Raw genomic sequence first — 21966 nt, 5'->3', positions numbered from 1 at the left:
CGAATCCGCCAGTAGCGCGAGCGCAGCTGGCATCGGCCAAAGGCGCCTGAGCCAGACAGACCGTGTCACTCGTGGCTCGGACCGGCAGGGTGAGCTCCGGCTGGGGCCGGGGCGCTCGCCAGGACGCCGGTTGGTACACACCGCGCGGTACGCAGCCATTCCGGCGGAGGAAACGCCGGCGGCGGCCACGCATCGGCCAGCGCCGCAGCTTCACGGCGCCGGCGGCGAAGGTTCGCCGCCCGGTACACCTCGACGCACTGGTCACGGAATGACGAGATCACGCCGGCACGGGCCTCGACCTCATCAATCAGACGTTCGCGCCGTTCCAGGTCCACCGCGAGTCGGACTCGGAGGTTCTCCAGCCGAGCCTGGTCGGTGAGCAGATTGGCGCGCGCCCGCGCCGCCGCCCGCCGCGCCCGCGCCGCCGCGTCATCCCCACTCACCGGAGCACCAAGATCCTCAGCCTCGCGCACCAGCCGATCGGCCGGGCTCCCGGTCACCCGCGCCGCCAGCAGCCCTGCCTGCGCGGCTCCCTCGGCGATCCGCATATCCAGCTCGCCGAGCGCCGCCGCCAAGACGCCTCGCAGCGCCTCATGCGACCGAGCGGCGGCATACGCCAGCTCCAGAACCGCCGGGCTGGCCAGCCAGCCCACCATCGACGCCGGCGGCGCGTCGCCCGTCGGCCCCGACCTGGTCGCCGACGGCACGCCAGCCCGGCCATCCCGACGCCCCAGCCACCACAGCCGCAGCCGGGTACGAACCCCCAGGCTCAAAGGGTCCCGATGCCCGCTCCAGACGCCCGCCAACGACGTCTCGCGCACGACACCCCCGCACGGCCCCCGCCGGCCCCGCGCGCCATCCGATACCACCTGACGCCCCCGTAGCTCGCCGCCCTATCGCCGACAGCCAAGCCAGACGGACGAGCACCCCGATCCCGGCAACACGGACCCACCGATCACCGACGGACCGACGGACCGACGGACCGACGCAAGTTCCAGCGAACGGCGAAAACCCTCCAACCCGACTCGGATTTGGTGATCTCTGGAACCTGGCCTCGCGAGTGAGATGCGCGCGGTCGCAGACTTTTCAATCCGACTCGGATTTGGTGATCTCTGGAACCACCATTCCAGCGAGCTGGATCGAGTGGGCCTCGGAGTTTCAATCCGACTCGGATTTGGTGATCTCTGGAACTGGCCCTATGAGCGGGTTTCTGAGCTGGCGACCGAACTCGCGTAGTTTCAATCCGACTCGGATTTGGTGATCTCTGGAACAGGCCTCAGTGTGTGGCTTCAACCGAAGGAGGAACCTGTAGTTTCAATCCGACTCGGATTTGGTGATCTCTGGAACCCGGCGTCATCTTCGGCGACATGTTCTGGAGGTCGGAGGTTTCAATCCGACTCGGATTTGGTGATCTCTGGAACTAGGCCAGACTCCGTGGGTTCGAATCCCACCGTTCCTGTTTCAATCCGACTCGGATTTGGTGATCTCTGGAGCAGCTGTCCGGATTGTACACGGGCTGACCTGCGGGTTTGCAAGATCAAACCAGAACCTCCCGCCAGAGATCGACGCCGAGCGAGCGGTTCAATCACTCTTGCACCTGTTTCCGCAGGTCGGGGGGCATGTCGATCAGCAGCCAGAACCTCCCTGGTTTGTCGGCGGGTCGGAGGTTCTGGCTGACGATCTTCGACGCGGCGGCGGGTGCCGGTGGACCAGATGGTCCGTCTAGTCTGGACGCCGGGCTCGCCGGGACGTGGGAGGGGGCGGAAGGCGTGGTTGGTCCACCGCGGATGCGGCTCGACGGCCGTGGCGTCGCCGTGCCCGTATTGGACGAGAACACCGCCGCGCATGTCCCCATCATCGCTGTTCCGGCACTGCTGGGAAACGGGGTGGCACGCCGGCCGATCGGGCCAGCCGCACAGCGCCGCCGACGCGGCCGAGGCCTGCCGCCACGAACTGGACGGACTCGGCGAGGGCGCTCGCGGGCGCGCCGTCGGTCCAGTCGAGAGGAGCGGCGGCGCGCCGGGCGGCTGCGAATTGGCCGGCGGCCCCGGCGACCTGGGTGCCACGACCGGCGGCGGATGGGGCCCGTTGCCGGGTTCCTGCTCGGCTTCGCTGTCGCAACGGCGCTGGCCACGCTCATCTGGCTGAGGTAGCCACCTGACATCGCCGTCTGCACGGCGCCTCGTCTCCAGGAGGGATCAACCCGGAGGTGGCCCGCGTCCGTCTGAGTCCGGTATCCGCTGGAAGGAGCCCTCCGGGCCCCGCACGATTCGGATCATCGGAATTGACGTCCTGGTCATCGCGGACGAGCTGAGCGGCGCGGACCTCAAGGCCGCCGCAGGAATCGGGCCGGACCGTGTCCTCGTCAAGCAGGACCCGGACCGCAACACGATCGTGGGTGACGGCCAGCGAATTCGCCTGGCCGACGGCGACACGTTCGCCCACCACGCCCGTCACTCCAAGGCCCAAAGCATGCCCCTGTTCCGCCTGGCCCGCGAAACCGACGCCACGGCCACTCCCCGGCTAGCCGCAAGGCCGTGTAGTTATGTCGGGGCGGGTGGTGTCAAGGTCTCGGGGTTGAGGATCTCGATGCTCAGGGTGGCGTTGTGGCTGGGGCCGTGGATACGGCCCTTGGCTGTGCTGGCCGCGTAGTTGGAGATCGCGCGTTTGACGACGCGGGGGCTGGCGCGTGGGCGCCGGTCGGGCCAGGACGGCCCGGCCGATCTTCCCGACCAGGTCGATGACGCTGTCCGCGATCACCCCGGCTGCCTGTGTGATCTGGTCGCGGGCGGTCTCGAGGGCGATCGTGAAGCTGGCGCGGTCGGGGTCGAGGCCGGGGCTGGTCAGGGTCGCGTCGGCGATCGCGAGCCGTAGCGCCTGGTAGGCGCAGAGCAGGGCGTGGACTTCCTGGTCGAGGCCGGTGGGGGTGCGAGCGCGCAGGACCCGGCCGTCCAGGATCGTCGCCTTGAGCTCGAGGTAGACGGTCTCGATCTCCCAGCGGTCGTGGTAGAGGCGGATCAGGTCCACCGTAGGGACGGCCGAGTCGGTCACGGTGGTGACCAACTGGTAGAGCCCGGTCCGGCGGCCGGCGGTGGTCGCGATCGTGATCTCGGCGCGGACGACCCGGACCTCGACCTGGCCGATCCGCGAGATCCACGACCCGTCGCCCAGGCGCCGGCAGACCGGTAGCCGGCGGCCGATCTTCACCCGCACGAGCAGGTCGGCCCCGGTCGCGGCGACCCCGGTCACCAGCGGCTGGTAGCCGAAGTTGCGGTCCGCGAGCATGATCATCCCCGGCCGCAGCGACCGGGCCAGCAGGCCGGCGTAGAAGACCTCGCCGCTGGCCGTGGGCGGTCCGCACTGGCTCACCCGCAGGCAGGTCATGCAGCGTGCAACCGTGACCGGCCACGCCGTCAATTCCACAGGCGTGGCACGACCACCAGCCTCGCACGCACAAACCCGCCAGCAAACAACCGTCCGGTTCAATCCGGCTCGGATTTGTGGATCACTGGGATCCGTTCATGAACACCTGATTCTCGTCGATCTAGTTTCAATCCGACTCGGATTTGTGATCACTGGGACGCGCCCTCAACTGCTCGAACCCCTGGTTCAACCAGCGGTTTCAATCCGATTCGGATTTGTGGATCGCTGGGACCAGTGACGTGATCTACGCTCACTTGCACCAGTTTCAATCCGATTCGGATTTGTGGATCACTGGGACAGCTGTCCGAATTATACAGGCGCCGACCTGCGGGTTTGCAAGGTCAAAACCAGAACCTTCCTTTGAAGATCGACGCGGGAGCACCGGTTCGATCTTCTTCACGGCCATCTCCGCAGGTCAGGGTGCATCTCGATCAGAAGCCAGAACCTCCTGGGTTGATCGGCGTGTCGGAGGTGCTGGCTCACGGCTGTCAGCCAGCGTGGACGGTGGGCGAGACGGCTGCTTCGATGATGGTGAAAATCTCGTCGGGGCGCAGGGTGCTGCGGGAACGGTCGCGGTGGCGCGGGGCGCCACCGATGGAGCTGCCGCCGCCCCAGCCGGGCTCGCGAGCGGCGAGGGCGGCCAGGATGGTGCCCGGCTGCTCGGCGGGGCCCACGGGGAAGTCCTCGACGAGGTCACTGCGGCGGGCGACGGTGTACGCGGTCGAGCCGTCGGAAAGCGCGCTCCACAGCACGACCCGGGTGTATTCCTGCGCGTAGGCGGGTTCGAAGCCGCCCATGCGGGAATCGCGCACCATGACCCACCCGGTGCCGACGTGGGTGACCTCCACTGGCGCGGTCGCAGCGGGCGGCGAGTCGTCGGTGGCGGCGGCCGGATGCGCCGTCGCCGCCAGGTCCAAGTAGGCCAGCCGAGGTTGGGTCGGGTGCGAGTGGGCCAGGTCGGAGTCTGATTCGGCGGCCAGGTCCGTGAGCAGGTCGGCGACCTGGTAGACCGCCACGGCAAGATCTTCTGCCATCTGCCGGGCGACCTCGGAGGGGTCCGGGTCCCCGTCGTTAACGCTGCCGGCACGACGAAGGATCGGGACGCGGCGGGCGAAGGCCGCGAGCAGCCGCGGGTCGGTCACCGGGTAGGCCGTACCGTGCGCGTCCCGCGCGGCGACCACCTCGACCAGCCGGCGGCCCGGTGGCGTGGTCGGGCTCTGCGGGGACAGCAGGTCGGGGAACGCGAGCAGGGCCGTCGCGAGCACGGTATCCGCGTGGACGTCGTTGACGTAGACGGTGTAGCGGGCCGGGTCGAGGCCGAGCAGCAGAGCGTCGGCGACCTGCCGGCAGGTCGCGGTGGTGACCAGCCGGATACAGCCGCAGTGGTGGTCGAAGCTGAACCGGCGGGGCAGCGAGGTCGATCTCCGGGCCCTGCACGAAGCCGTCGAGGGCGATGCTGTACTCCGGCAGCTCGGCGAGCGTCAGCGTCTGGCCGGGGGCGACGACCACCTGGCTCTCGCCGATCGGCACCGCGTGCCAGTACTCGTCACGGAGGCGCGGGGTCGCGCCGCCGCGAGTGGCCCCGCCGCGGCCCGCCGCATGGCCGGTGGTCTCGCTCATCGCCGACATCGTCGCCCCCGCACCTTGAGCCTGCACAGCCTTGGAACACACAGCCGAACGCCGTACCGGCACATATGAACTCCGGCGGCCTTCCTCGCGGCAGTCCGGCCCCACAGGGCCACGCGGCCGGATTCGGCCCAGCATGCCGCCAAGCCAGAACCGCTCTGGTGGACTCGGTCGCTCTCCTTCGATCAGACCCGGCGTGCCGTCAAGCACGAACGGCGTCGTCGGGCCTGGGCGAGGCTTCATCGCCGGAACTCGCACCGATGCGCACGCTCGGGTCAGACGGACCGGAGTGCTCTGGTACCGGGCCCGCCGGAACCAGGGCGGCGGACGCCAGCGGAGGGAACAGCTCGTCGAGCGCGGTGCGCAGCTCTTCGTAGCGGGTGACCAGGCGGCGGCGGTCCGGCGAGCGCGGGTCCGTCCGGGGGTCGAGCTCGCGTTGCACCTGGCGCAGCAGCGCGTCGCAGGTGCGGATCGTTCGGCCGGATGGCATCGGGTGGTCCCGCAGGGCGGCGGTGAACGATCTGAGCTGGTCGCCATGGGCGACGATTGCCTGACTGCGCAGCCGGTAGGCGGCGCGGCCGAACGGCTTCCCCGCGTACCACTTCGGACCACCGCGCACGTACAGGATCGCGTCGGCCATGGTCATCGCGAGGTGCAGCGCGTGCCAGTCGTCGAGGGCTGGCCGGGCGGACCGGCCGACGCCGGCGAGCAGGGCCCGGATCAGCTCGATCCGCCGGGCGACCTCGGCCGGAGCGTCAACGCCGACGACCCCACGGTGGACGTCGACGAACGCTCGGCGCAGCTCCTCGGCCAGCGCCGCGACCGGGGCGAGCCGGCGCCCGCCGCGGCGCAGCAGGTCCGCGGCGGCGCTGACCTCAAGGTCGGCGAGGTGTTCTCGGGCGACACCAGCGAGCAGGTGCGGGTAGCCGGGCAGCGCCGCGACCTGGCTGGCGGCGAGCCGGATCGCGGTCCTGCCGTCGCCTGCCGGGACCAGCTCGCCCACGTAGACCGGGCTGCCGATCGTGACGGCGACGTCGGTCGCAGCGAGCAGCAGGCCGAGGTTCATCTGGTTCGCGCCGGGGCCGGCGAGCACCAGCACGGCCTCGACGTTGAAAATGCTCGTCTCAGCAAGCAGCGCGTCCCGGACGAGGTCACGGGCCGTGGAGATCGTGAGGGGTACCTCGACCGTGTCGGGCCAGTCGGCGCTGTCGGGGGACAGCCCGAGGTGCTCGCCGATGTAGCGGGCGGATTCCCGAGCCGCGCCGATGGTGCCGGCGTTACCGGGGGCGGTCGGGGTGGCACCGAGTGGCGCGCTGCCGACGAGGCGGACGACCGGGACGATCGAGGTGCGTGCGCCGCCGTCTGTCCGCGCGTCGACGAGGGCGCCGATCCGCTCACGCCAGGCCGGATCGCAGACCGCGTCGGCGAAGGGACGGTCGTCGCCCTGCCGTTCCTGGGTGCCGACGCAGTAGCACACGAGGACCCGGCCGGAGGCCGCCGGCACCCAGACGAAGGGGTCGAGGTCCGCTGGGAGGCCGGGCAGGTCGCGCAGACTGCCTTCGGCTCGGCGGGGGTCGCGGTCGTGCACGCCCTGGGCGTACTGGGCGGCCTTGGCGAGGTAGCTCGGCTTCGGTGCCCGCAGGGTGTGGTTGTCCTGGGCCGCGTCGTTGATGATCTCGTTGTCGAGCAGGAACGTTACGGCGGCGCTCCGGTGGCGGCGGTAGCCCCGTTCTCGCCACACCCGCCTGATGAAGGTGCTGAGCTCCTCCCTCGGCTCGCAGCTCGGGTCGTCGCCCCCTCGAAGCTCGTTGTAGCGGGACAGCAGCCAGGCACGCCCGATCATCGTCGCCTGGACCTCGCGGCGGGTCAGCCGGTCGAAGAAGGCGTCGGCCAGGGCCTCCGGACGGTCCGGCGACAGCGGCCCGTTCACCGGGACGTCAGCCAGTTCCGCCAAGGCGGCAAAGCGGCCGGGGTCGAGACGCTGGCGGGCGTCGAGCAGCTCCAGCAGGCGGCGGGTACGGGTGTGCACGGGGTCGACGGCGGCGGCGAGAGCGCCGAACATCCGCCTGCGCGCGAGCCACGCCGTCGGGTCGTTCGTCACCGGGATATCCACCAGCCGGCCGTGCTCGGCCTCCTGGATCGGCCACACGCGGACCGCCGGACCGGCCTCGAGCACCGCCATCAGGCAGCCGAACGCGAGCGCGGTCGCGCCCGTCCCGACGCCAGCGACGATCTCGCTGACGCCGGCAAGGCGGCCGGGAGCCGACAACCAGCCCGACAGCCTGTCGTAGCCCTCGTCGAGCGCCGGCTTGGCGATGACCAGCTGCTCCACCGCGAACGCCGGCACTACCGGGCCGTAGACGTCCGGGACCAGGTCAAATGCCCGCGCCAGCAGCCCGGCCAGCGGCGCCGTGTCGAGCCCGGTGAGGTTCCCGCTGGTGGCGGTGGCGATCAGCAGCAGCCGGTCTCCCGGGCCGAAGCCGCGCAGCATGACCTGCAGCGGCACGTGGCTGCGCGGCCCCCGGTCCGGGCTCGCCGCCGGCGTCAGCAGCAGCCGGCGGACCTCGGCCTCGTCGCGCCGGTCCAGCGCGGCGGCGAGGTGCGCGATCTGGTGCCGCAGGTCGCGTTCGAACGCGAGACCGGCCAGCGCCGCGCGGATCCGTTCGTTGCTCTCGACCCCGAGGTCGGAATCCCCCAGCGCATGAACGACCACCCGCATCGAGCACCCCCGAGGCTCTCGGAATCGGTCGCGACCGCCTGCGAACCTCACATTCTGCGCCCGCTGTCCAGCACCACCGTGTGAGGCGGCTCCATGCGAGGCCGGATCCGGCGATCTGCTCACCATCGGCCCTCACGGCAGGTGACGGCCGCGGTGGCGTTGACGCGCCGCCGGGCAAACACCTAGTGTCGGCCTCGGTTGGTCATGTCGTGACCACCATCGCCCGCGGGGCAGTAGTCCCTCGCGGGCGGCGCACCGGCTCCGGCCGGCGCTCCGGTGCCGCCCCGGACTTCGGGGTGGCTCCCGCCCGGACTCGGGTGGGTGATCGACGAACGGCCCATGGTGGCCTGCTTCGTCATGCCTCCGGAGGCGCCGCCCGTGAGCGTTCTTCAGGTCTGCGACCTTCTCGACGCCGACGACACCGTGGCGGCGTTCGCCCTCGCCCGGTTCCTCAGGCCGGCGTTCGTCGTCCGGATACGACGGGTCGTGCGGACCAGCGTGCCGTGGCTGTGCTCCTGCGACCGCGAGACGCTGTGCGACACCTGCGGCGAGCTGGTCAACACCTACCTGTTCGACGCGTACCGGAAGCTGCGCGCCTGCGCGCGGGGCGAGCTCCCGGTCACCCGGGCGGGCGAGCCGCTGCGCGAGCTGCGCGACCTCGTCGCCGGCCTGTCCGACCCCGCCCCGACCGCGTCGCTCGACGTCGACGAGGCCGGCCGGCAGCTCGCCGCGTACACCGCCCGCGGCTCACGCCCGTCCGGCGTGGCCACGCCGGCAACGAGCCCGGCCGAGGCGCCGGTCGCCGACGAGGTCTGGCTACGCAAGGCCTGGGGACAGCTCGTCTGGTACCCCACCCAGAAGCTCGACATCGATCTCGTCCGCAAGGACGCGGTCCGCCGCGGCATGCCCGCCCGGCCGATGCGGACGCTGGACGAGTCCGCGGCCCGCGCGCCGCTGGCGGCCGACCCCGCGGCCGACGGCGCGGTACGCGAGCTGGTCACGGGACTGCACGCGAACGTCACCAGCCCGCTCCAGCTGCCGAGCACGCAGACCAGGCTGGGCGGGAGCGCGTCGGACGCGCGGGCCGCCCTGGAGCGCGGCCTGGAACTCCTGCGCCGCCACGAGCCCCAGGCCTACGAGACGCTGGTCGCCGGCCCGCTGGCCGCTCGCGGCGACGGGCGCCTCCCGGCCCGGCCCGCGCAGCCCCGGCCCACGGCCCGCCTCGACGACGCGGACGGGCTGGGAGCCGAGGTCGCCCGCCGTGCGCTCCGCGCCGAGATCACGGCCGCGTACGCCCTCGGCAGCGAGCGGCGGACCGGCGAGCCACCACTCGTGGCGCTGCTGACCGCGCTGGTCGACGCGGGCTACGGCCGCACGGTCGACCTGGCGGGCCGGTGCGGGCGGCTGCTGCGGCTGGACGAGGCCGCCGCTCGAGCCGAGGTCGCCCGGCTCGCCGCCCTGGCAGCCGAGGCTGGCCTCCCGTGGCTCGACGAGCTGCTCACCCGGCCGGAGCGGGCGGCGTGACCGGCCACCGAGCCGGTCGGGCCCGTCGGTGCCCCGGCGCGAGCAGGTCGGCGAGCGCCGCGGCCTGTTCGAGGCCAAGCACCGCAGCGACCGGCGCCCAGCCGGGGACGGTCGTCTCCACCGCGAGCCGCACTCCCTCCGGCTCCTGGGCGACCGACAGCCGGCGGACCACGTCCGGCCGAGCGGGCGGGGGGTCGGTCAGCCGGCGGCGGACGTGCGGCCGGACCCGCTCCGGCCAGGCCAGGCACCCGCCGCCTTCGGACCGCAGCAGCGCCGCGATCCCGGCACCGACAGCGAGAGCGTCCGCTGGGCCGGCCTCGTCCCAGAGCAGCCGCAGGCCCGTGTCGCGAAACTCGACCAGCACGGCGGCGCCGATCCGCTCGACCTCGACCGGCCCGAACCGGCGCCGGACGTGGGGAGCACTGAACCGCGCCGCTCCCGGCTCCTCGTCCAGTGCCCTCACCTCCCTGCGCAGCCGTGTGTCCGGCCGTCCCGGCGCGATCCGCCCAACCGAGCCCTCGGCCGAAGCCCTCCCGCGGCGGTCCCGGGTTCCCACGAGTGCCAGACGGACACCGGCGGATCGTCCGCAAGCGACTACCCGTCCGTCCGAGGAGAGTGACCGGGCACGATGATGGGCGGGCAGATCGACGGGGGTGGGCGGTGCCGGCGCGGATCGTGGTGCGGTTGCGAGCGGATTCGCCGGGGGCGCTGCCGCCGCCGCAGACCGGCCCGGCGGTCGCCGCCGCTGTGCTCGCCGCCGTCGCCAGGGTCGACCCCGCGCTGGCGGCGCGGCTGCACGACGACCCGCCACCGAAGCCGTACCGGCTGACCCCTCTGCTCGACGAGCAGCACCGGCCGCCGCGCCGGGGCTCCCAACAGGTCCGCTTCGAGGTCGGGATCCTGGTCGACGCGCTGTTCGCGCAGTTCCACCACGCGCTGTCCAGCGCCGCGACCTGGCGGATCGGCCAGACGACCTACCAGGCCGCCGGCACCGAGATTGCCGCGTTGCTGCCCTATCCGGACCTCGCGAGCGAGGCACTCCCGGCGACGTCGTGGGGCTTCCAGCTGGTCACGCCGTGCGCGTTCGGCACGGCCCGGGAGGAGGGCGCCCGCCGCCAGCGGGTGTTCCCCGAGCCGGAATGGGTCTTCACCTCGCTGGCCCAGCGCTGGCGGACGAACGCGCCGGACCTGCGCGGGCCCGATGGCGCCGCGTTCGACCTCGGCGGCGCCGTCGACGCCGCCGAGCGCAACCTGCAGGTCGTCGAGTTCGACCTGCACAGCGCCGAACACCTCGTCAAACCCAAGGTCCCGCCGTTGCGCGGCGCCGTCGGCACGGTCCGCTACACGCTTGCCGAAGCCGCGTCGGTCTCCGTCGACGCCCGCCACGCCCTGTCCGCCCTCGCCACGTTCGCCACCTACGCGGGCCTCGGCGACCGCACCACCGTCGGCATGGGCCACGTCCTCGCGATCCCCGCGCCGGGCAAACTGCGGCCTACGGCTGCGAAGGCTCCCGCGTAACGGTCAGGGCGCGAGCGGCCGCCACGATCTCTCGTAGCTCGCCGTCGAGCCGATCGGCAGGGTACGCGCGTTTCCGTCCGATTCGGTGTCTGGTCGCCAGTGCAACAGCCCAAGTCGGGCCGATCCGGCATGTGCGACCAGTTTCAATCCGGTTCGGTGCCTGGTCGCCAGTGCAACCTCGAACCACGACACCGCGAAGAACAACTACAGCTGGTTTCAATCCGGTTCGGTGTCTGGTCGCCAGTGCAACGCCCAGTACCGAGGCACCCGCGTCTTCGTCGAGGTTTCAATCCGGTTCGGTGTGTGGTCGCCGGTGCGACTCCTTCTTCCGACGTAACAGGCTTATTGCCACAGTTTCAATCCGGTTCGGTGTGTGGTCGCCGGTGCGACTTCGTAGGAGTCGCGGGCGGCCTTACAGCCGTGGTGGTTTCAATCCGGTTCGGTGTGTGGTCGCCGGTGCGACCCTGGGTGATCTGCGGGTTCTGATCGTAGCAGTCGGAGTACCTGCCGGCAGTCGGTCACTGCCGTCCGGTTTGCCCTGGTTCTAGCCTCGGAACCTCTCGGGGATTCGGAGGGCGCCGGGGGTTCCGAAGCGGAGCCAGGACGCGGCGAGGCCCACCGGATCAGGAGGACTGCCGGGACGACGCAGCAGTCGCCCGGCAGCCAAACCGGCGGGCAACGACGGACGAGCGTGGACGACCACGGAATCCGGACGGCCCGTGACCTGCACCAGCGGACGTCCGTGGACAGCCACTGACAAACTACAAAGTTCTCGAATTCGAAGGGTAGGTCTCGCCAGCCCTGAGTCAGGGCTGGCCAGGGTTGCGGGGTGGGCCCGGCCGCGGCCCGGGGCCGGGGCGGGGTACACGGTTCACGGCCGGCGGTGGACTCGCGCGACGTTCCTGGGACGGGCCGCGGTCGGAGCCGCCAGGGCGGCGGGCCTGGTCCGGACCGCCGGGACCGTGGCCCTGTGCGCTGGCGGCGCGGCCTTGGCCGGCGGCGCCGCGGCCTTCGGGGGCGGGGTGGATGGGAAGGGGATCGCCGTCGGCGGGTGGGAGGCTGACGGCTCGGACGAAGGTGCCGGCGCGTTCCTGCTCGTTCTGGACGAACCACTGGAAGGACTGGCCGCGCGGGTCTGGGGGGATGGCGGCGCGGACGTCGAGCTCGGCTGGGCGGACCCGCGGGTAGTGGACCGGGACCGTCGGGTCGCCTTGGGCCGCGGCCCGGAACGCGGCCAGCTGCGGGGCTCCGCGCCAGACCGCGGCGACCGCCTTCTCGAAGTGCCCGGCGAGCGCGCGGAAGTCAGGGTTCTCGCCCGGCAGTTCGGCCGAGAAGTCCACGTAGTGGCGGCGCCAGTCGTCGCCACGGCGCAGGTGTGTTGCGGCGGTGTCAAGGTCCAGGTGCACGCTGCCGAAACCCAGCGGCTTGCCCAGGCCGAACCGGTGGTACTCGTCCGCGGGGCGGCGCAGCAGCCAGAGCAGCGCTCCGAGCTCCAGGTTGGACAGGTTGCGTACGTCCAGGGTGAAGCGGAACTCCCCGCCGGGGCGCACCCAGGCCGTCACCGAGCGGTTCTGGTTGTCCCGCTGCTCCTCCTGCTCGGTCGTCCCGACGGCGAACGCGTCCCGGCCGGGAGTGAACAGGTCGCCGTCCGGCGCCTGGTGGGGCCGGCGGTACTCCTGGTAGCGGCCCCGGCCGTCGGCCGTCTGGGTCCGGTCCTCCGACGGCTTGGACCAGTAGTCGGGCGCCAGGCCGGCGTGGTGCGGGTAGGTCTTGCGGCCGCGCAGCGACCGGCCGGAGGCGTACCAGGCGGAGCGAGGGGTCCGGTCGGGCAGCGGGGCCGGCGCGTCGACAGAGCCGGCGGCGACGTAGAAGCGGCCCTGCTGCGGCTTCGGCTGCCCGAGGATCGCCAGCGGCACGCCCCGGCCCTCGAACCGGTCGAGGCCGTCACCCCCGTCGGGGCTGCGGAAGCTGGCCGGGCCGACTCGCAACTGGCCGCCATACGCCGCGCGCGGCCGCCGGCCTCCGGCGTCCCTGCCGGCCGCCGCAGGCTGGCCCGAGCGATCGTCCCGGCCCGCCGGGGACGGGCCGCGCTGGTGGACCCAGCCGAAGACCCGGTCCGCCGGGGACAGCGCGTCGAACTGGGCGGCGGGGCGCAGCGTCGGGTGCAGCAGGTCCAGCGGAGAAGCGGCGAACAGCTCGCGGGCGATCATCACCGGGAACAGCGCCGTCACGTCGCCGCGGGCGTCGAGCCGGGCGTAGCAGAGGTCGCCGGGGGAAAGCCGCTCGGCGCCCGCGGCGTACTGGTGGCGGCTCCAGCCGGTCTTGGCCGCCTTGCCGGCCTCGCCGTCAAGCCACTCGTGCGGCTTGGCGACCTCGTCGCCGCGCCGGCGGCCCCAGATGTCGGCGTGCCGGTGCGCGTACCGGTAGTTCTCGACGAGGTTGGTCCAGTCGGTTCGTAGCCGCTTCGTCAGCTCCCTGCGGACGGGGGTGCCGAAGAAGACGCGCTCGTCGTGCTTGCGGCTGAAGTTGCGGTTGGAGACCGACACCCAGCCGACGGTGTCCAGCGTGTCAGGCAGCACCTCGTGCCAGCTGCGCCGGTCGGCCGGCGTGGTGGCCCGCGTGAGCGCGGGCGACGGCGTGCCCGGGCCCTGGCCGTCCGGGGTGATCGCGGTGACCCGCCAGTAGCGGAAGTCGGCGACGTGGGTCTGCTGGCGCTTGTCCCAGCGGTGGTGCTGGACGAGCCGCAGCCGGATCGCCGCCTTCCTCGTGTGCCAGCCCGGCAGTCGTTCAGCCACGATCGGCACCTCGCGGTGGAATGGCGGGTAGGCCGGCAGCCAGGCCGCGTACATCACAGCCTGCGAGCCGGTGCGCTGGCCGAGCGGGGCCGTGCCGGTAAGCAGTTCGAGGGACTCGCCGTCGTCACTGACCCGGGCCGGGACCATGCCGAGGCCCGCGCTCGCGGACATCCGGTGGCCGAGCGGGGCCTCGTGGCCGGCGAAGACGCCGAAGCGCGAGTTGGTGACGGCCTCGTAGGAGGCGCGCAGCAGGCCCTTGACCGCCGTCGACGGCAGGTGGACAGCACCGCCGCGCAGCAGCGGGCCGTAGGTGGTGTGGCCCTTGTCGTCGGTCACCGCGGCGGGGGTGTCCAGCAGGAGTAGCGGGGTGTGCACGGTCATCCGGACGCCGATCTGCCCGGTCCACAGGTCGTCGTCCAGCCGGTCGTGGCCGGACGGGAGCCGGTCACCGAGGTCCGCCGCCGCGGGAGGCAGCTTGGCGAGAGCCGGGCGAGGCAGCGCCGGGACGAACGTGTACGGGTTGAGGAACGCGTCGGTGCGCACCTTCTCCAGCGGCTCGGCCGAGACAGGACCCGCGCCATCCGCCGGGGCCACCGCCCGCCGGGTGGCATCCGCGCCGCCACCGGGCGCCACCCACGGCTCGCCGTGGCGACGGACGCGCCTCGGCTGCGCCTTCACGTGTTCGAAGTCGACCTCGAACTTCGCGAGTTCCGGGGACTCGTCTTCGTAGAGCTTGCGCAGCTCGTCCGTCAGCTCCCGCTCGGGGCGACTGAGCCGCTGCGACTTGCCGCCCACCACTACGACAAGCTCGCGGGTACCGTCCGGTCGCTCGCGCCAACCGAGCCGCCCGGTTCGCACGTCAGCCATGCCGTCCTCCCGGGTTCGCGGCCTGCGCACTGATCTGACGGACGAACTGGTAGGCCTCGACGCGGACGAGCCGTTCGTCCAGGACGTAGGCGTTGCCGTGTCCCTTTACGTCGATCGCGTCCCCGGACGGGTCGGGCTCGGCGAGAGGCAGGTCGTAGGCGAGGTACTCGCGAACGACGAGGCGCAGCCGGTTCCCAGGGGCGGTGGCGACGCCGCCGTCCGCGGGGACGAGCAGGAGGCCGATCCGGTGTGACGACAACGCGCGCCAGCCCGCCCGGTCGGCGGCCGGCTCGTGCTCGCCCCAGAGCAGGTAGTGGCCGTCGTGCGCGGCGAGACCGGTCGCCTCGCCGCCGCCGGTCACGTCCTCGCCGAGCAGGACGCCCTCGCCGGAGGCGAGGCGGCGGACCCAGCGCAGTTCGACGTCCGCGGTGAAGGCGCGGGCCTCGAAGACGTCATCCGGGTCGACGGCGGTGCCGTCGGCGGTGACGCACGCGCCGTCGGCGCTCACCCGGGCGAGAAGGAACGCCGACGGCGTGGACAGCAGCGCGGTCGCGCCGGCGAACCCGGGCCGCTCGACGAGCACCGCGCGCAGCGCAGCGGCGAGCGGGCCGTCGACCCGCCGCCAGCCCAGGCGCAGGTCGCCAGCGGCCGCGCCCACTGGCGCTCCGGTCGCCCACGCGGTCGTGGTGGTGGCGTTCACGCGGCTGCCCCTTCCCGGTCGAGGTGGTAGGCCCGCCAGGCGTCGACTAGCTCGGCGCCGAGCTCGGTCCCCAGCAGGTCCGCGAGGGTGACCTCGCCGTCGGGGGGCGACCCGGCGGGCGAACGGCCGGTCCAGCGCAGGCCGACCCGGCTAACGGCCACGTCGCCGAAGCCACGGTTCACCGACCCGCCGAGCGGGATCCGCCCGGCAGAGAGGTCGCGCAGCAGCAGAAGCAGGAGCGCGACGACAACCTGCCAGCGGGGCGCGGCGTCCGCCGGGGCCGCGTCGGCGGACCCGGCGTCGAGCTGACGTAGCCGGGTGACGTCGAGGGTCAGCGTGAGCGGGCGCCAGGCGACCCGCCAGGGCTCAAGGACGGAGAACAGCAGCTTGTCGGCCGCGCCGCCGGTCCAACGGTCGATCGCGACGTGGTCGGCCTGGGCGAGCCCGGCCTCGGCCAGCCAGTTGCGCAGCTGGCGGGTGAACCGGCTGTCGTCGTCGGGCAGGCCCTCGGCGACGACCCGGGACGACGGCTCGCCGCGCACGAGCAGACCCCACTCACCGGCGTCCAGCGGCCGGGCGCTCACGCAATCATCGACGCGCAGCGCACCGCGGCCCCACGGCACGCCGTCGACATCGAACTCCCCTCCGGCGGCCCGGGCGGCCCGGGGTGGCTCGCCGAACAACGCCCAGGCGGGCCGCAGGCACTCGTCGCGCAGCTGATCGTGGAACTCCTCCGGCGCCGAGGTGGCGCTCGCTGCCACGGGCCTGCCTGCTGTCGTGCGCAGGATGCGCTCGGCGTGGGCCCGCCAGGCGCCCTTCAGGCTCGACCCGGGCAGCACGAGCCGGACCTTGCCGGCGTCGTCCGGCTCCCCGCCGGCGCCGGCGAGCGGCAACGTGTCGGCGACTAGCCCGGCCCGGTCGGCGCGGACCATCACCGGGGCGCGCGGAGCCCAGTCGATCGTGACGGTGAGCAGCTCCACCGGCGTGCGGTAGTCGTCGGCGCCGCGCAGGTCGGCAAGTTGTACGCGCGGCGACCCGGGCACGCCGTTCTCGCCGGTCGGGTCGCGCAGGAAGGCGAGCAGTCCGGCGCGGCTCGTCAGGTCGTGTTCGACGATGTGGACGTCCTCGTCGAGCTGAACCTTGCCGAGTCCACGGCTGACGGCGGCGCCGAGACGCAGCTCACCGGCCGCAAGCGCGCCGAGGAGCGCGCCGAGTCGCGCCCGGTCGAGTGCCTGGACGGCCGGGTCGGCGCCGCTCTCGACGTCTAGCTCGAGGTGCAGGTAGGCGCCGGCGGGCACGACGGCCCGGGAGTAGAGGATCCGGTCCGCGGCCGTGGCCGAGTGCCGGTCGATGCCGACCGATGTGCGGACCTCCAGGCGAGCGGGGGCCAGCAGCTCCTCGTCGCCAGGCGGCGTTATCGGGTCGGCGGGCCGGCGGGCGCAGACCAGCGCGTCGCGGACGACGATCCGGCTGGCCCGCGCCTCGGGGGCGGCGACCCGCCGGCCGCGGCGCTCGCCCGGGTCGTCGGGGTCGGCGTCAGCCCGCAGGGCGTACCCCCACAGCGCGAGCGGCGAGCGCTCGTCGACATCGGTGACGTCGGCCTCGCCGACCAGCCAGCTCCGGAACACGCCGGCCAGGCTCGTGCCGGGGACGTAGAGCCGGGACTGGCCATCGACGGCGACCGTCAGATCGACGTCGGCGTCCAGTCCCAGACCGCCGACGTGCAGCGGGGCGCCGAGGCGCAACCAGCCGGCGACCCGAAGGCGGGTGTGTAGCGGCCGTCCGGCCATGTCAGCTCATCCCCTTCCGGCGGGCCGCGAGCAGCGTGTGGACCAGCGTGGTGACCGCCTCGGCGCGCAGCGCCTGGCGCAGCTCCGGGTCGTCGTCGAGACCGGACGGCCAGCCCAGCAGCGTCCACACCTTGTCTGGTTCGACAAGCAGCGATCGGACTGCCGTACCGACGTTGCCCGGCCACGACCGTCGGCGCCTCGCGTCGACCATGCGGTCGACCAGCGCGCCGACCTCAGCCGCGCCACCGGGCTCGGTCAGCAGGGGCAGCAGCTCGTGCAGCAGTGCCAGCTGCGACGGCGTCACCTTCGCGATGTCCGCGCCGAGCGCCGTGCGGTGCGCCTCGGGGTCAGCGGCCAGCGCCACTGACCGGCGGGCGATCTCCGCCCGCCACGCCTCGGCGCGCAGCCGGCTCAGGGTCTGGGCGTCCCACGCGCTGAGCTGGCCCGGCGCCGCCGGCCGGTGGCGTGTGCCGCTCGCCTTGTGGGCGATCGTCTGCCCGAGGTCGGTCAGCAGCCGGCCAGGGCCGGGCAGGGTCTCGTCGTCCGGGCCGTCCTGGAGAACCGCGACGGCGACCTGGCCGAAGCCCTCGGCGCGGCGCTCGCCGAGGCCGGCCTGCGCCAGGTCGGCGAGCCGCTGCGGGTCAAGGGTCACGCTGGCGTCCAGGTCGAAGCCGGCGACGCTGCCGGCGGAGAAGGCGGCCAACGTCGGACGAGGCAGCCCCCAGCGGGCGTGCCACGACTCGACTCGTCCGGCGGCCAGCGCGGTGCGCATGAGCACGCCAGCGTCGACGGCCGCTTCGTCGTCACGGGCCGGCAGTTCCTCCGCCGAAACCGGGACCAGAAGATCTCGGCCCTCAGCTGCCTCGCGGTTAACCAAGCCCAGTGCGGTGGCCAGCGCGGCGCGCAGCAGGTCTGGTCGCGGCGACGGGCGCAGCCGCTCGTCGAGCAGCACCAGGTCCGACAGCAGCCACACCGCGAGCCGCCGCCCGGCGGGCACCGTGGCCAGGGTGGGCGCGTGCCTGTCGGCGACCAGGCTGACCTGGACCCGGCCGTAGTCGTCCTTCGTCGACCGGCCGGCGGTCCACTCGCCGGCCAGCCCCGCCGCCCAGCCGGAGGGGAGCAGGCCGGCGCGGACCCGCACCTCGGCCCGCAGCACGGTCCCCGGGCGAAGCGCCCGGTTGGTGTAGAGGCCGCCGCCGGTCTCCGCCGTCGGGCGCTGGGTGGCGTCGTCGACGCTGTTATGCGTGTGGATCTCGTGCTGGGGCCGCCCAAGCAGCAGCCGTTGGCCGTCGCCACGCTCAGCTGGCTCGGACGCGGCGTAGACGTCACCCAACCGGGCGAGCTGGCCCAGGTCCTCGTCGGCCCGCACCTGCGTCCGGTTGACGACCGGGAACGTTGGTCCGTAGGCCGCCTTCTGCTTCAGCACGGTGCGCGGCGCGGGCAGCGCCCGCTGTTCGGCGAGCTCGACGGTCGCGTCGGTGACGATGAGATCGCCAGCGAGCAGCGCCCGTCGTGCCGCCTGCCCGTCGAGCCCGGTCCGCCGCTCCCGTTCGCCCAGCAGGCGCAGCACACTCGGCACGAGTGTCGTGCCAGGGATCCGGTCGCCACCGAACACCTCGTTGCCGACGAGCCTGCCGGACGCGAGCACCGGATCGACGAGGACGAGCCGCAGTTCGGCGACCTCCCAGCCCGCCGAGGTGGCCGCGATCTGGGCGAACGCCGAACCGGGCCGCACCGCGGGGACCGCGGGCGAGACCGGGGCCGGCGGCGGCGCGGCCTCAAGCCAGGTCCACCAGTGGGCGACGGTCAGGCCGTCGACCGTCAGCCGACAGCGGCCGTTGCCCCGGCGACGCTTCGCGCCGATCTGCTCGACCAGCGCCGCCCCGGCGAGCAGAAGCGCGATGGCGTGCCGACGAGCGCCCTCGTCGAGCGCTCCGTCCGGATCGAGGGTGAGAACGCCGGTCAGCTCAACGCCACCCCGAGCCTGCTCCTCGAACCGCAGCATCCGGTCGAGCGCCCGCCCAGTCCGCCGGTCGATGGCCACTCCTGGTTTGACGAACGTGACCGCCTGGCGGACCGCCGGGTCGGCGGCGAGCAGCGCCGCCCGCAGCCCGGCAGACAGCCGGGCGGCCCGAACCGACAGCGCCGCCCGCGGCGGCGCCCCAGGCAGGCCAGCCCCATCCGCCGTCGAGGTGGTGACCCGGCGGGAGATTCCCAGCCCAGCCTGACTGCCGAACAGCCGGTCGACGAAGCGGGACCAGGGACCGTCCTCGGCCTCGTCGAGCGCCCGCGCGGCGATCTCACAGGCGTCGCGCCACAACCCGGTCACGGTCTTCGCCGCCAGGTACGGCAGGTCGTCGGCGTCGCGGACGACGAGCCGGTCGACGTCGCGCGGCCGGCCGTTACCGCTGCCCGCGTGCCAGTCGGAGAGCATCTCGAGCCGGTATCCGAGGACCTCGCCCGAAGCTGGTGGCTGCGGCGCGGCGATCGTCGTGGTCACTGTGCGTCCTCTCCGCTGGCGACAGCCTCGTCGTGGAGCCGGGAGGCCGTCGCGAGGAATTCCTCGGCGTCCATCGCGTCGAGGTAGCGGGTAACCCAGCGAGGCTCGTCCGGCCGTTCGTCGTCGTCCCAGAACAAGGTGGCCGTCCCGTCGGGAGCCGCGAGCGCTTGCAGCCCCTCGTAACGGTTCGCGCCCGCCGCTGCGCGCAGGCCGCGGTAGCGGGCGTCGGCGACCTCGCGGCCCAGTTGCAGGCCGGCGCGCAGGTCGTGGGTCTGCGATCGCGGCAGCGCGCGGCCCTCTCGGCCCGTCGCCGGCTTCTGCAGCGCGGCTACCTGCTCCAGCAGGTCGACCCAGCGGTGCCGGGCGGCCCAGCCGTCCCAGCCGTCGGCGGGCCTGGTCACGACGTAGGGCTGGGCATGCAGCCGGACACCGTCGTCAAGGGTGGCTCGCGCTCGCAGCGCGTCGAGGTCGGCCGCGGCGGTGTCGTACAGGACGTGGAACGCCAGGCCGCTCGCGCCTGTCGTCCGTGTCTTGACCTGGCGGGCCTCGTCCATCAGTGACTCGGCCAGGTGGTAGGCCGACGAGAACGGGTACGACCGCTTGACGATCGCCACACCGGCCTTGGCCGTCAGCTTCCTCGCCCGCTCCGGGCGCAGTCGGTACTCGTTGACGACCGCGCCCAGCCGGACCTGCGTCCGCTCCTCCAGCGCCCGCAGGTACGCGGCGGTGAACGCGAGCGCGACCTTGCCCTCACAGACGACCGTCAGGTCGTCGCCACCGAGGATGAGCGGCAGCACCTCGGCTCGGAACCGGGAAAGCGGGTCGTCCAGCGCCGCGTCCCGACCGGTCCGTTCTGCGCGCAGGAGGCCCAGGCGCACGAGTTCGTCGACGGCTGCCAGGTACGCGTCGACCGTCGCCGCTTCTACGGCCGCCGAGAAGTCCCGCAGAATATCGGCGCATTCCCGGGCCGACCGGTCGGCGATCTCGGCGCCGAGGCCGAGGAAGACCTCGCCGAGCCCGTTGCCGTCGGCGTGCACGACCGCGACCCATTCCCGGTCGGACTGCAGATGGTCGGCGGTCGTCTGCAGGGCACGGCGGGCGGTCGCGCGGCGCGCTGGCGGGACGTCGCCGGGCGTCCAGGTGCGCGCCAGCTCGTCGTCCGCCCCAGGGGCGAGCAGCAGGGCGGCGAGCCGGTCATACGCGCTCTCGACGCCACCCAGATCGCCGGCCGTGCGCGCGCCGTCGACAGCACGCAGCTTCGCCCGCGAGAACGCCGACCGCGGCTCCGGCTCCTCCAACTCTTCGGTAAGGCCCGCCTCGGCCGCGGCCCGCAGCGTCTCCACGTCCACCACGTCGTAGAGCCCGGCGGCGGGCAGCGAGCTGGACCGGCAGTGCTCGGCGATCGGCAGCCGGGCGAAGCGGGCCGACGGCTGGGCCGGGCGTGCCGCGCGGACGCGCGGCAGCAGCCCGCTCGCCTCCCGGGTCGCGGCCGGCAGCGTACGCCCGGTCGCGCCGGGCCCGTCGGTGCTCGCCTCAGTCCAGTCGAACGGGACGACGACGCCGCAGACGTCCAGCCCCGGCGCCCGGACCAACGCGTGCCGGGTGACAGCCGCGACCAGCGCGCGCCCCTGCTCCGGGTCGGTTACGAGGACCTGGACGCGCCCCGCAGCGGTCGTCAGCACCTCGGCCTGGGCCGTCGGGAGCCGTGCGTCCCGGACGGCGCTCCGAGAGGCCATCCCGAGACGGACGAGCGCGTCGATGGTCCACTCGCCAAGGGAGGCGATGAGGTGCGAAGCGCCGACGTTCTCCCGGCGACGGTTGGTGTCGAAGATGTACGCCTGGTTGCCCGACGTCTCCAGCAGCACCAGCCACATCAGCCGGCTCGGCCGCGCGGGACCACCTTCTGTCACGTCAACATCCGCAAGTAGCGCGCTCAAAGCAGCTCCCCCGTTGAGCTGGTCATCGCCACGTGGTCCTGGGAATCCACGTGGGCAATGACGGTAACGGTTCGGATCCGGTCAGCACAGCCAGGGTCACGCACCGCGTTGGATTCGGGACTTCCCTGGGCTGGCCCCGGCCGGCTGTCACCCCTGTCTGACGGACAGGACCAGCGATGGCTGACGTCGATCGGTGAGCGCACCGGCCGCGCCACGAGACGATCTTCGAGGGGAGTCCGATCCGGGTGGGCCTTGGCCCCGCCGCGTCCTGGCTCGGCTTCGGAACCCCCGGCGCCCTCCGAATCCCCGGGAGGTTCCGAGGCTAGAACCAGGGCAAACCGGACGACAGTGACCGACTACCGGCAGGCACTCCGACTGCTACGATCGGAACCCGCAGCTCACGCAGGGTTGCACCAGCCACCAGACACCGAATCGGATTGAAACTTACGTGGGTCTTTGAACCCCGGATCGAATACCTGGTTGCACCAGCCCACCAGACACCGAATCGGATTGAAACAGCCATTCGCGGATCACGCGCGAGCGGTCGCAGGCGGTTGCACCGGCCAC

12 protein-coding genes and 1 CRISPR repeat array are annotated in these 21966 nt (G+C 72.9%); of the genes, 2 read left to right on the top strand and 10 right to left on the bottom strand.

Features of this window, described 5'->3' with window-relative positions; genetic code table 11:
- Positions 1–65: 65 nt before the first annotated feature.
- From I6A60_RS05975 to I6A60_RS05960, 4 genes are all read right to left on the bottom strand, one after another.
- A complete protein-coding gene (locus I6A60_RS05975) occupies positions 66–773 on the bottom strand; it encodes a hypothetical protein (protein WP_203013601.1) in 708 nt (235 codons plus the stop codon).
- A 240-nt stretch (positions 774–1013) separates the two neighbouring features.
- A CRISPR array of direct repeats spans positions 1014–1494; the repeat unit is 35 nt; unit sequence TTTCAATCCGACTCGGATTTGGTGATCTCTGGAAC.
- A gap of 1029 nt (positions 1495–2523) precedes the next feature.
- A complete protein-coding gene (locus tag I6A60_RS05970; RefSeq protein WP_203013599.1) occupies positions 2524–3384 on the bottom strand; it encodes a transposase in 861 nt (286 codons plus the stop codon).
- A 527-nt stretch (positions 3385–3911) separates the two neighbouring features.
- Positions 3912–4688, bottom strand: a complete 777-nt coding sequence (locus I6A60_RS05965) for a hypothetical protein (RefSeq protein ID WP_203013596.1) — start codon at positions 4686–4688, stop codon at positions 3912–3914.
- Positions 4689–5251: 563 nt separating this feature from the next.
- Positions 5252–7768, bottom strand: coding sequence for a hypothetical protein (locus tag I6A60_RS05960; protein WP_203013595.1), 2517 nt, complete (start codon positions 7766–7768; stop codon positions 5252–5254).
- Between the two features lie 378 nt (positions 7769–8146).
- Here I6A60_RS05960 and I6A60_RS05955 point away from each other — a divergent pair, with 378 nt between their 5' ends.
- Entirely contained in the window at positions 8147–9292 is a 1146-nt protein-coding gene (locus tag I6A60_RS05955; protein ID WP_203013593.1) for a hypothetical protein, read from the top strand.
- Here I6A60_RS05955 and I6A60_RS05950 read toward each other — a convergent pair.
- The gene (locus I6A60_RS05950) at positions 9267–9755 is read right to left on the bottom strand and encodes a hypothetical protein (RefSeq protein ID WP_203013591.1); all 489 of its coding nucleotides are present in this window, start codon (positions 9753–9755) and stop codon (positions 9267–9269) included. The two genes, I6A60_RS05955 and I6A60_RS05950, sit on opposite strands and share 26 nt — an antisense overlap.
- A gap of 221 nt (positions 9756–9976) precedes the next feature.
- Between I6A60_RS05950 and cas6 the strand changes: the two genes are divergently transcribed.
- Positions 9977–10810 (top strand): CRISPR system precrRNA processing endoribonuclease RAMP protein Cas6, encoded by an 834-nt coding sequence (gene cas6 / locus I6A60_RS05945; RefSeq protein ID WP_203013589.1) that lies wholly within the window; start codon positions 9977–9979, stop codon positions 10808–10810.
- 806 nt (positions 10811–11616) lie between these two features.
- Here cas6 and I6A60_RS05940 read toward each other — a convergent pair.
- From I6A60_RS05940 to I6A60_RS05920, 5 genes are read right to left on the bottom strand one after another with little or no spacing between them, the layout of a single operon-like run.
- On the bottom strand, positions 11617–14472 hold the full coding sequence (locus I6A60_RS05940) for a TIGR03986 family CRISPR-associated RAMP protein (protein ID WP_203013587.1): 2856 nt from the start codon (positions 14470–14472) through the stop codon (positions 11617–11619).
- The gene (gene csx19 / locus I6A60_RS05935) at positions 14465–15172 is read right to left on the bottom strand and encodes a CRISPR-associated protein Csx19 (protein WP_203013585.1); all 708 of its coding nucleotides are present in this window, start codon (positions 15170–15172) and stop codon (positions 14465–14467) included. The genes I6A60_RS05940 and csx19 overlap by 8 nt, the downstream gene beginning before the upstream one ends.
- Entirely contained in the window at positions 15169–16962 is a 1794-nt protein-coding gene (locus tag I6A60_RS05930; RefSeq protein ID WP_203013583.1) for an RAMP superfamily CRISPR-associated protein, read from the bottom strand. The genes csx19 and I6A60_RS05930 overlap by 4 nt, the downstream gene beginning before the upstream one ends.
- A 1-nt stretch (position 16963) precedes the next feature.
- Positions 16964–19462, bottom strand: a complete 2499-nt coding sequence (locus tag I6A60_RS05925; protein ID WP_203042223.1) for an RAMP superfamily CRISPR-associated protein — start codon at positions 19460–19462, stop codon at positions 16964–16966.
- Entirely contained in the window at positions 19459–21372 is a 1914-nt protein-coding gene (locus tag I6A60_RS05920; RefSeq protein ID WP_203013579.1) for a hypothetical protein, read from the bottom strand. Before I6A60_RS05920 ends, I6A60_RS05925 begins: the two co-directional genes overlap by 4 nt.
- Positions 21373–21966 lie beyond the last annotated feature (594 nt).

It is taken from the genome of Frankia sp. AgB1.9 (genome assembly GCF_016786355.1).
In the GTDB taxonomy this organism is placed as follows: domain Bacteria; phylum Actinomycetota; class Actinomycetes; order Frankiales; family Frankiaceae; genus Pseudofrankia.
Note: the sequence above shows the minus strand (reverse complement) of the source record. Positions and strands in the feature narration are given on the sequence as shown.

Excerpts from the sequence above, each read along its gene's own strand:
- I6A60_RS05930 (WP_203013583.1), bottom strand. The coding sequence starts at position 16,962 with ATGGCCGGACGGCCGCTACACACCCGCCTTCGGGTCGCCGGCTGGTTG.
- I6A60_RS05940 (WP_203013587.1), bottom strand. The coding sequence starts at position 14,472 with ATGGCTGACGTGCGAACCGGGCGGCTCGGTTGGCGCGAGCGACCGGAC.
- I6A60_RS05960 (WP_203013595.1), bottom strand. The coding sequence starts at position 7,768 with ATGCGGGTGGTCGTTCATGCGCTGGGGGATTCCGACCTCGGGGTCGAG.
- I6A60_RS05970 (WP_203013599.1), bottom strand. The coding sequence starts at position 3,384 with ATGACCTGCCTGCGGGTGAGCCAGTGCGGACCGCCCACGGCCAGCGGC.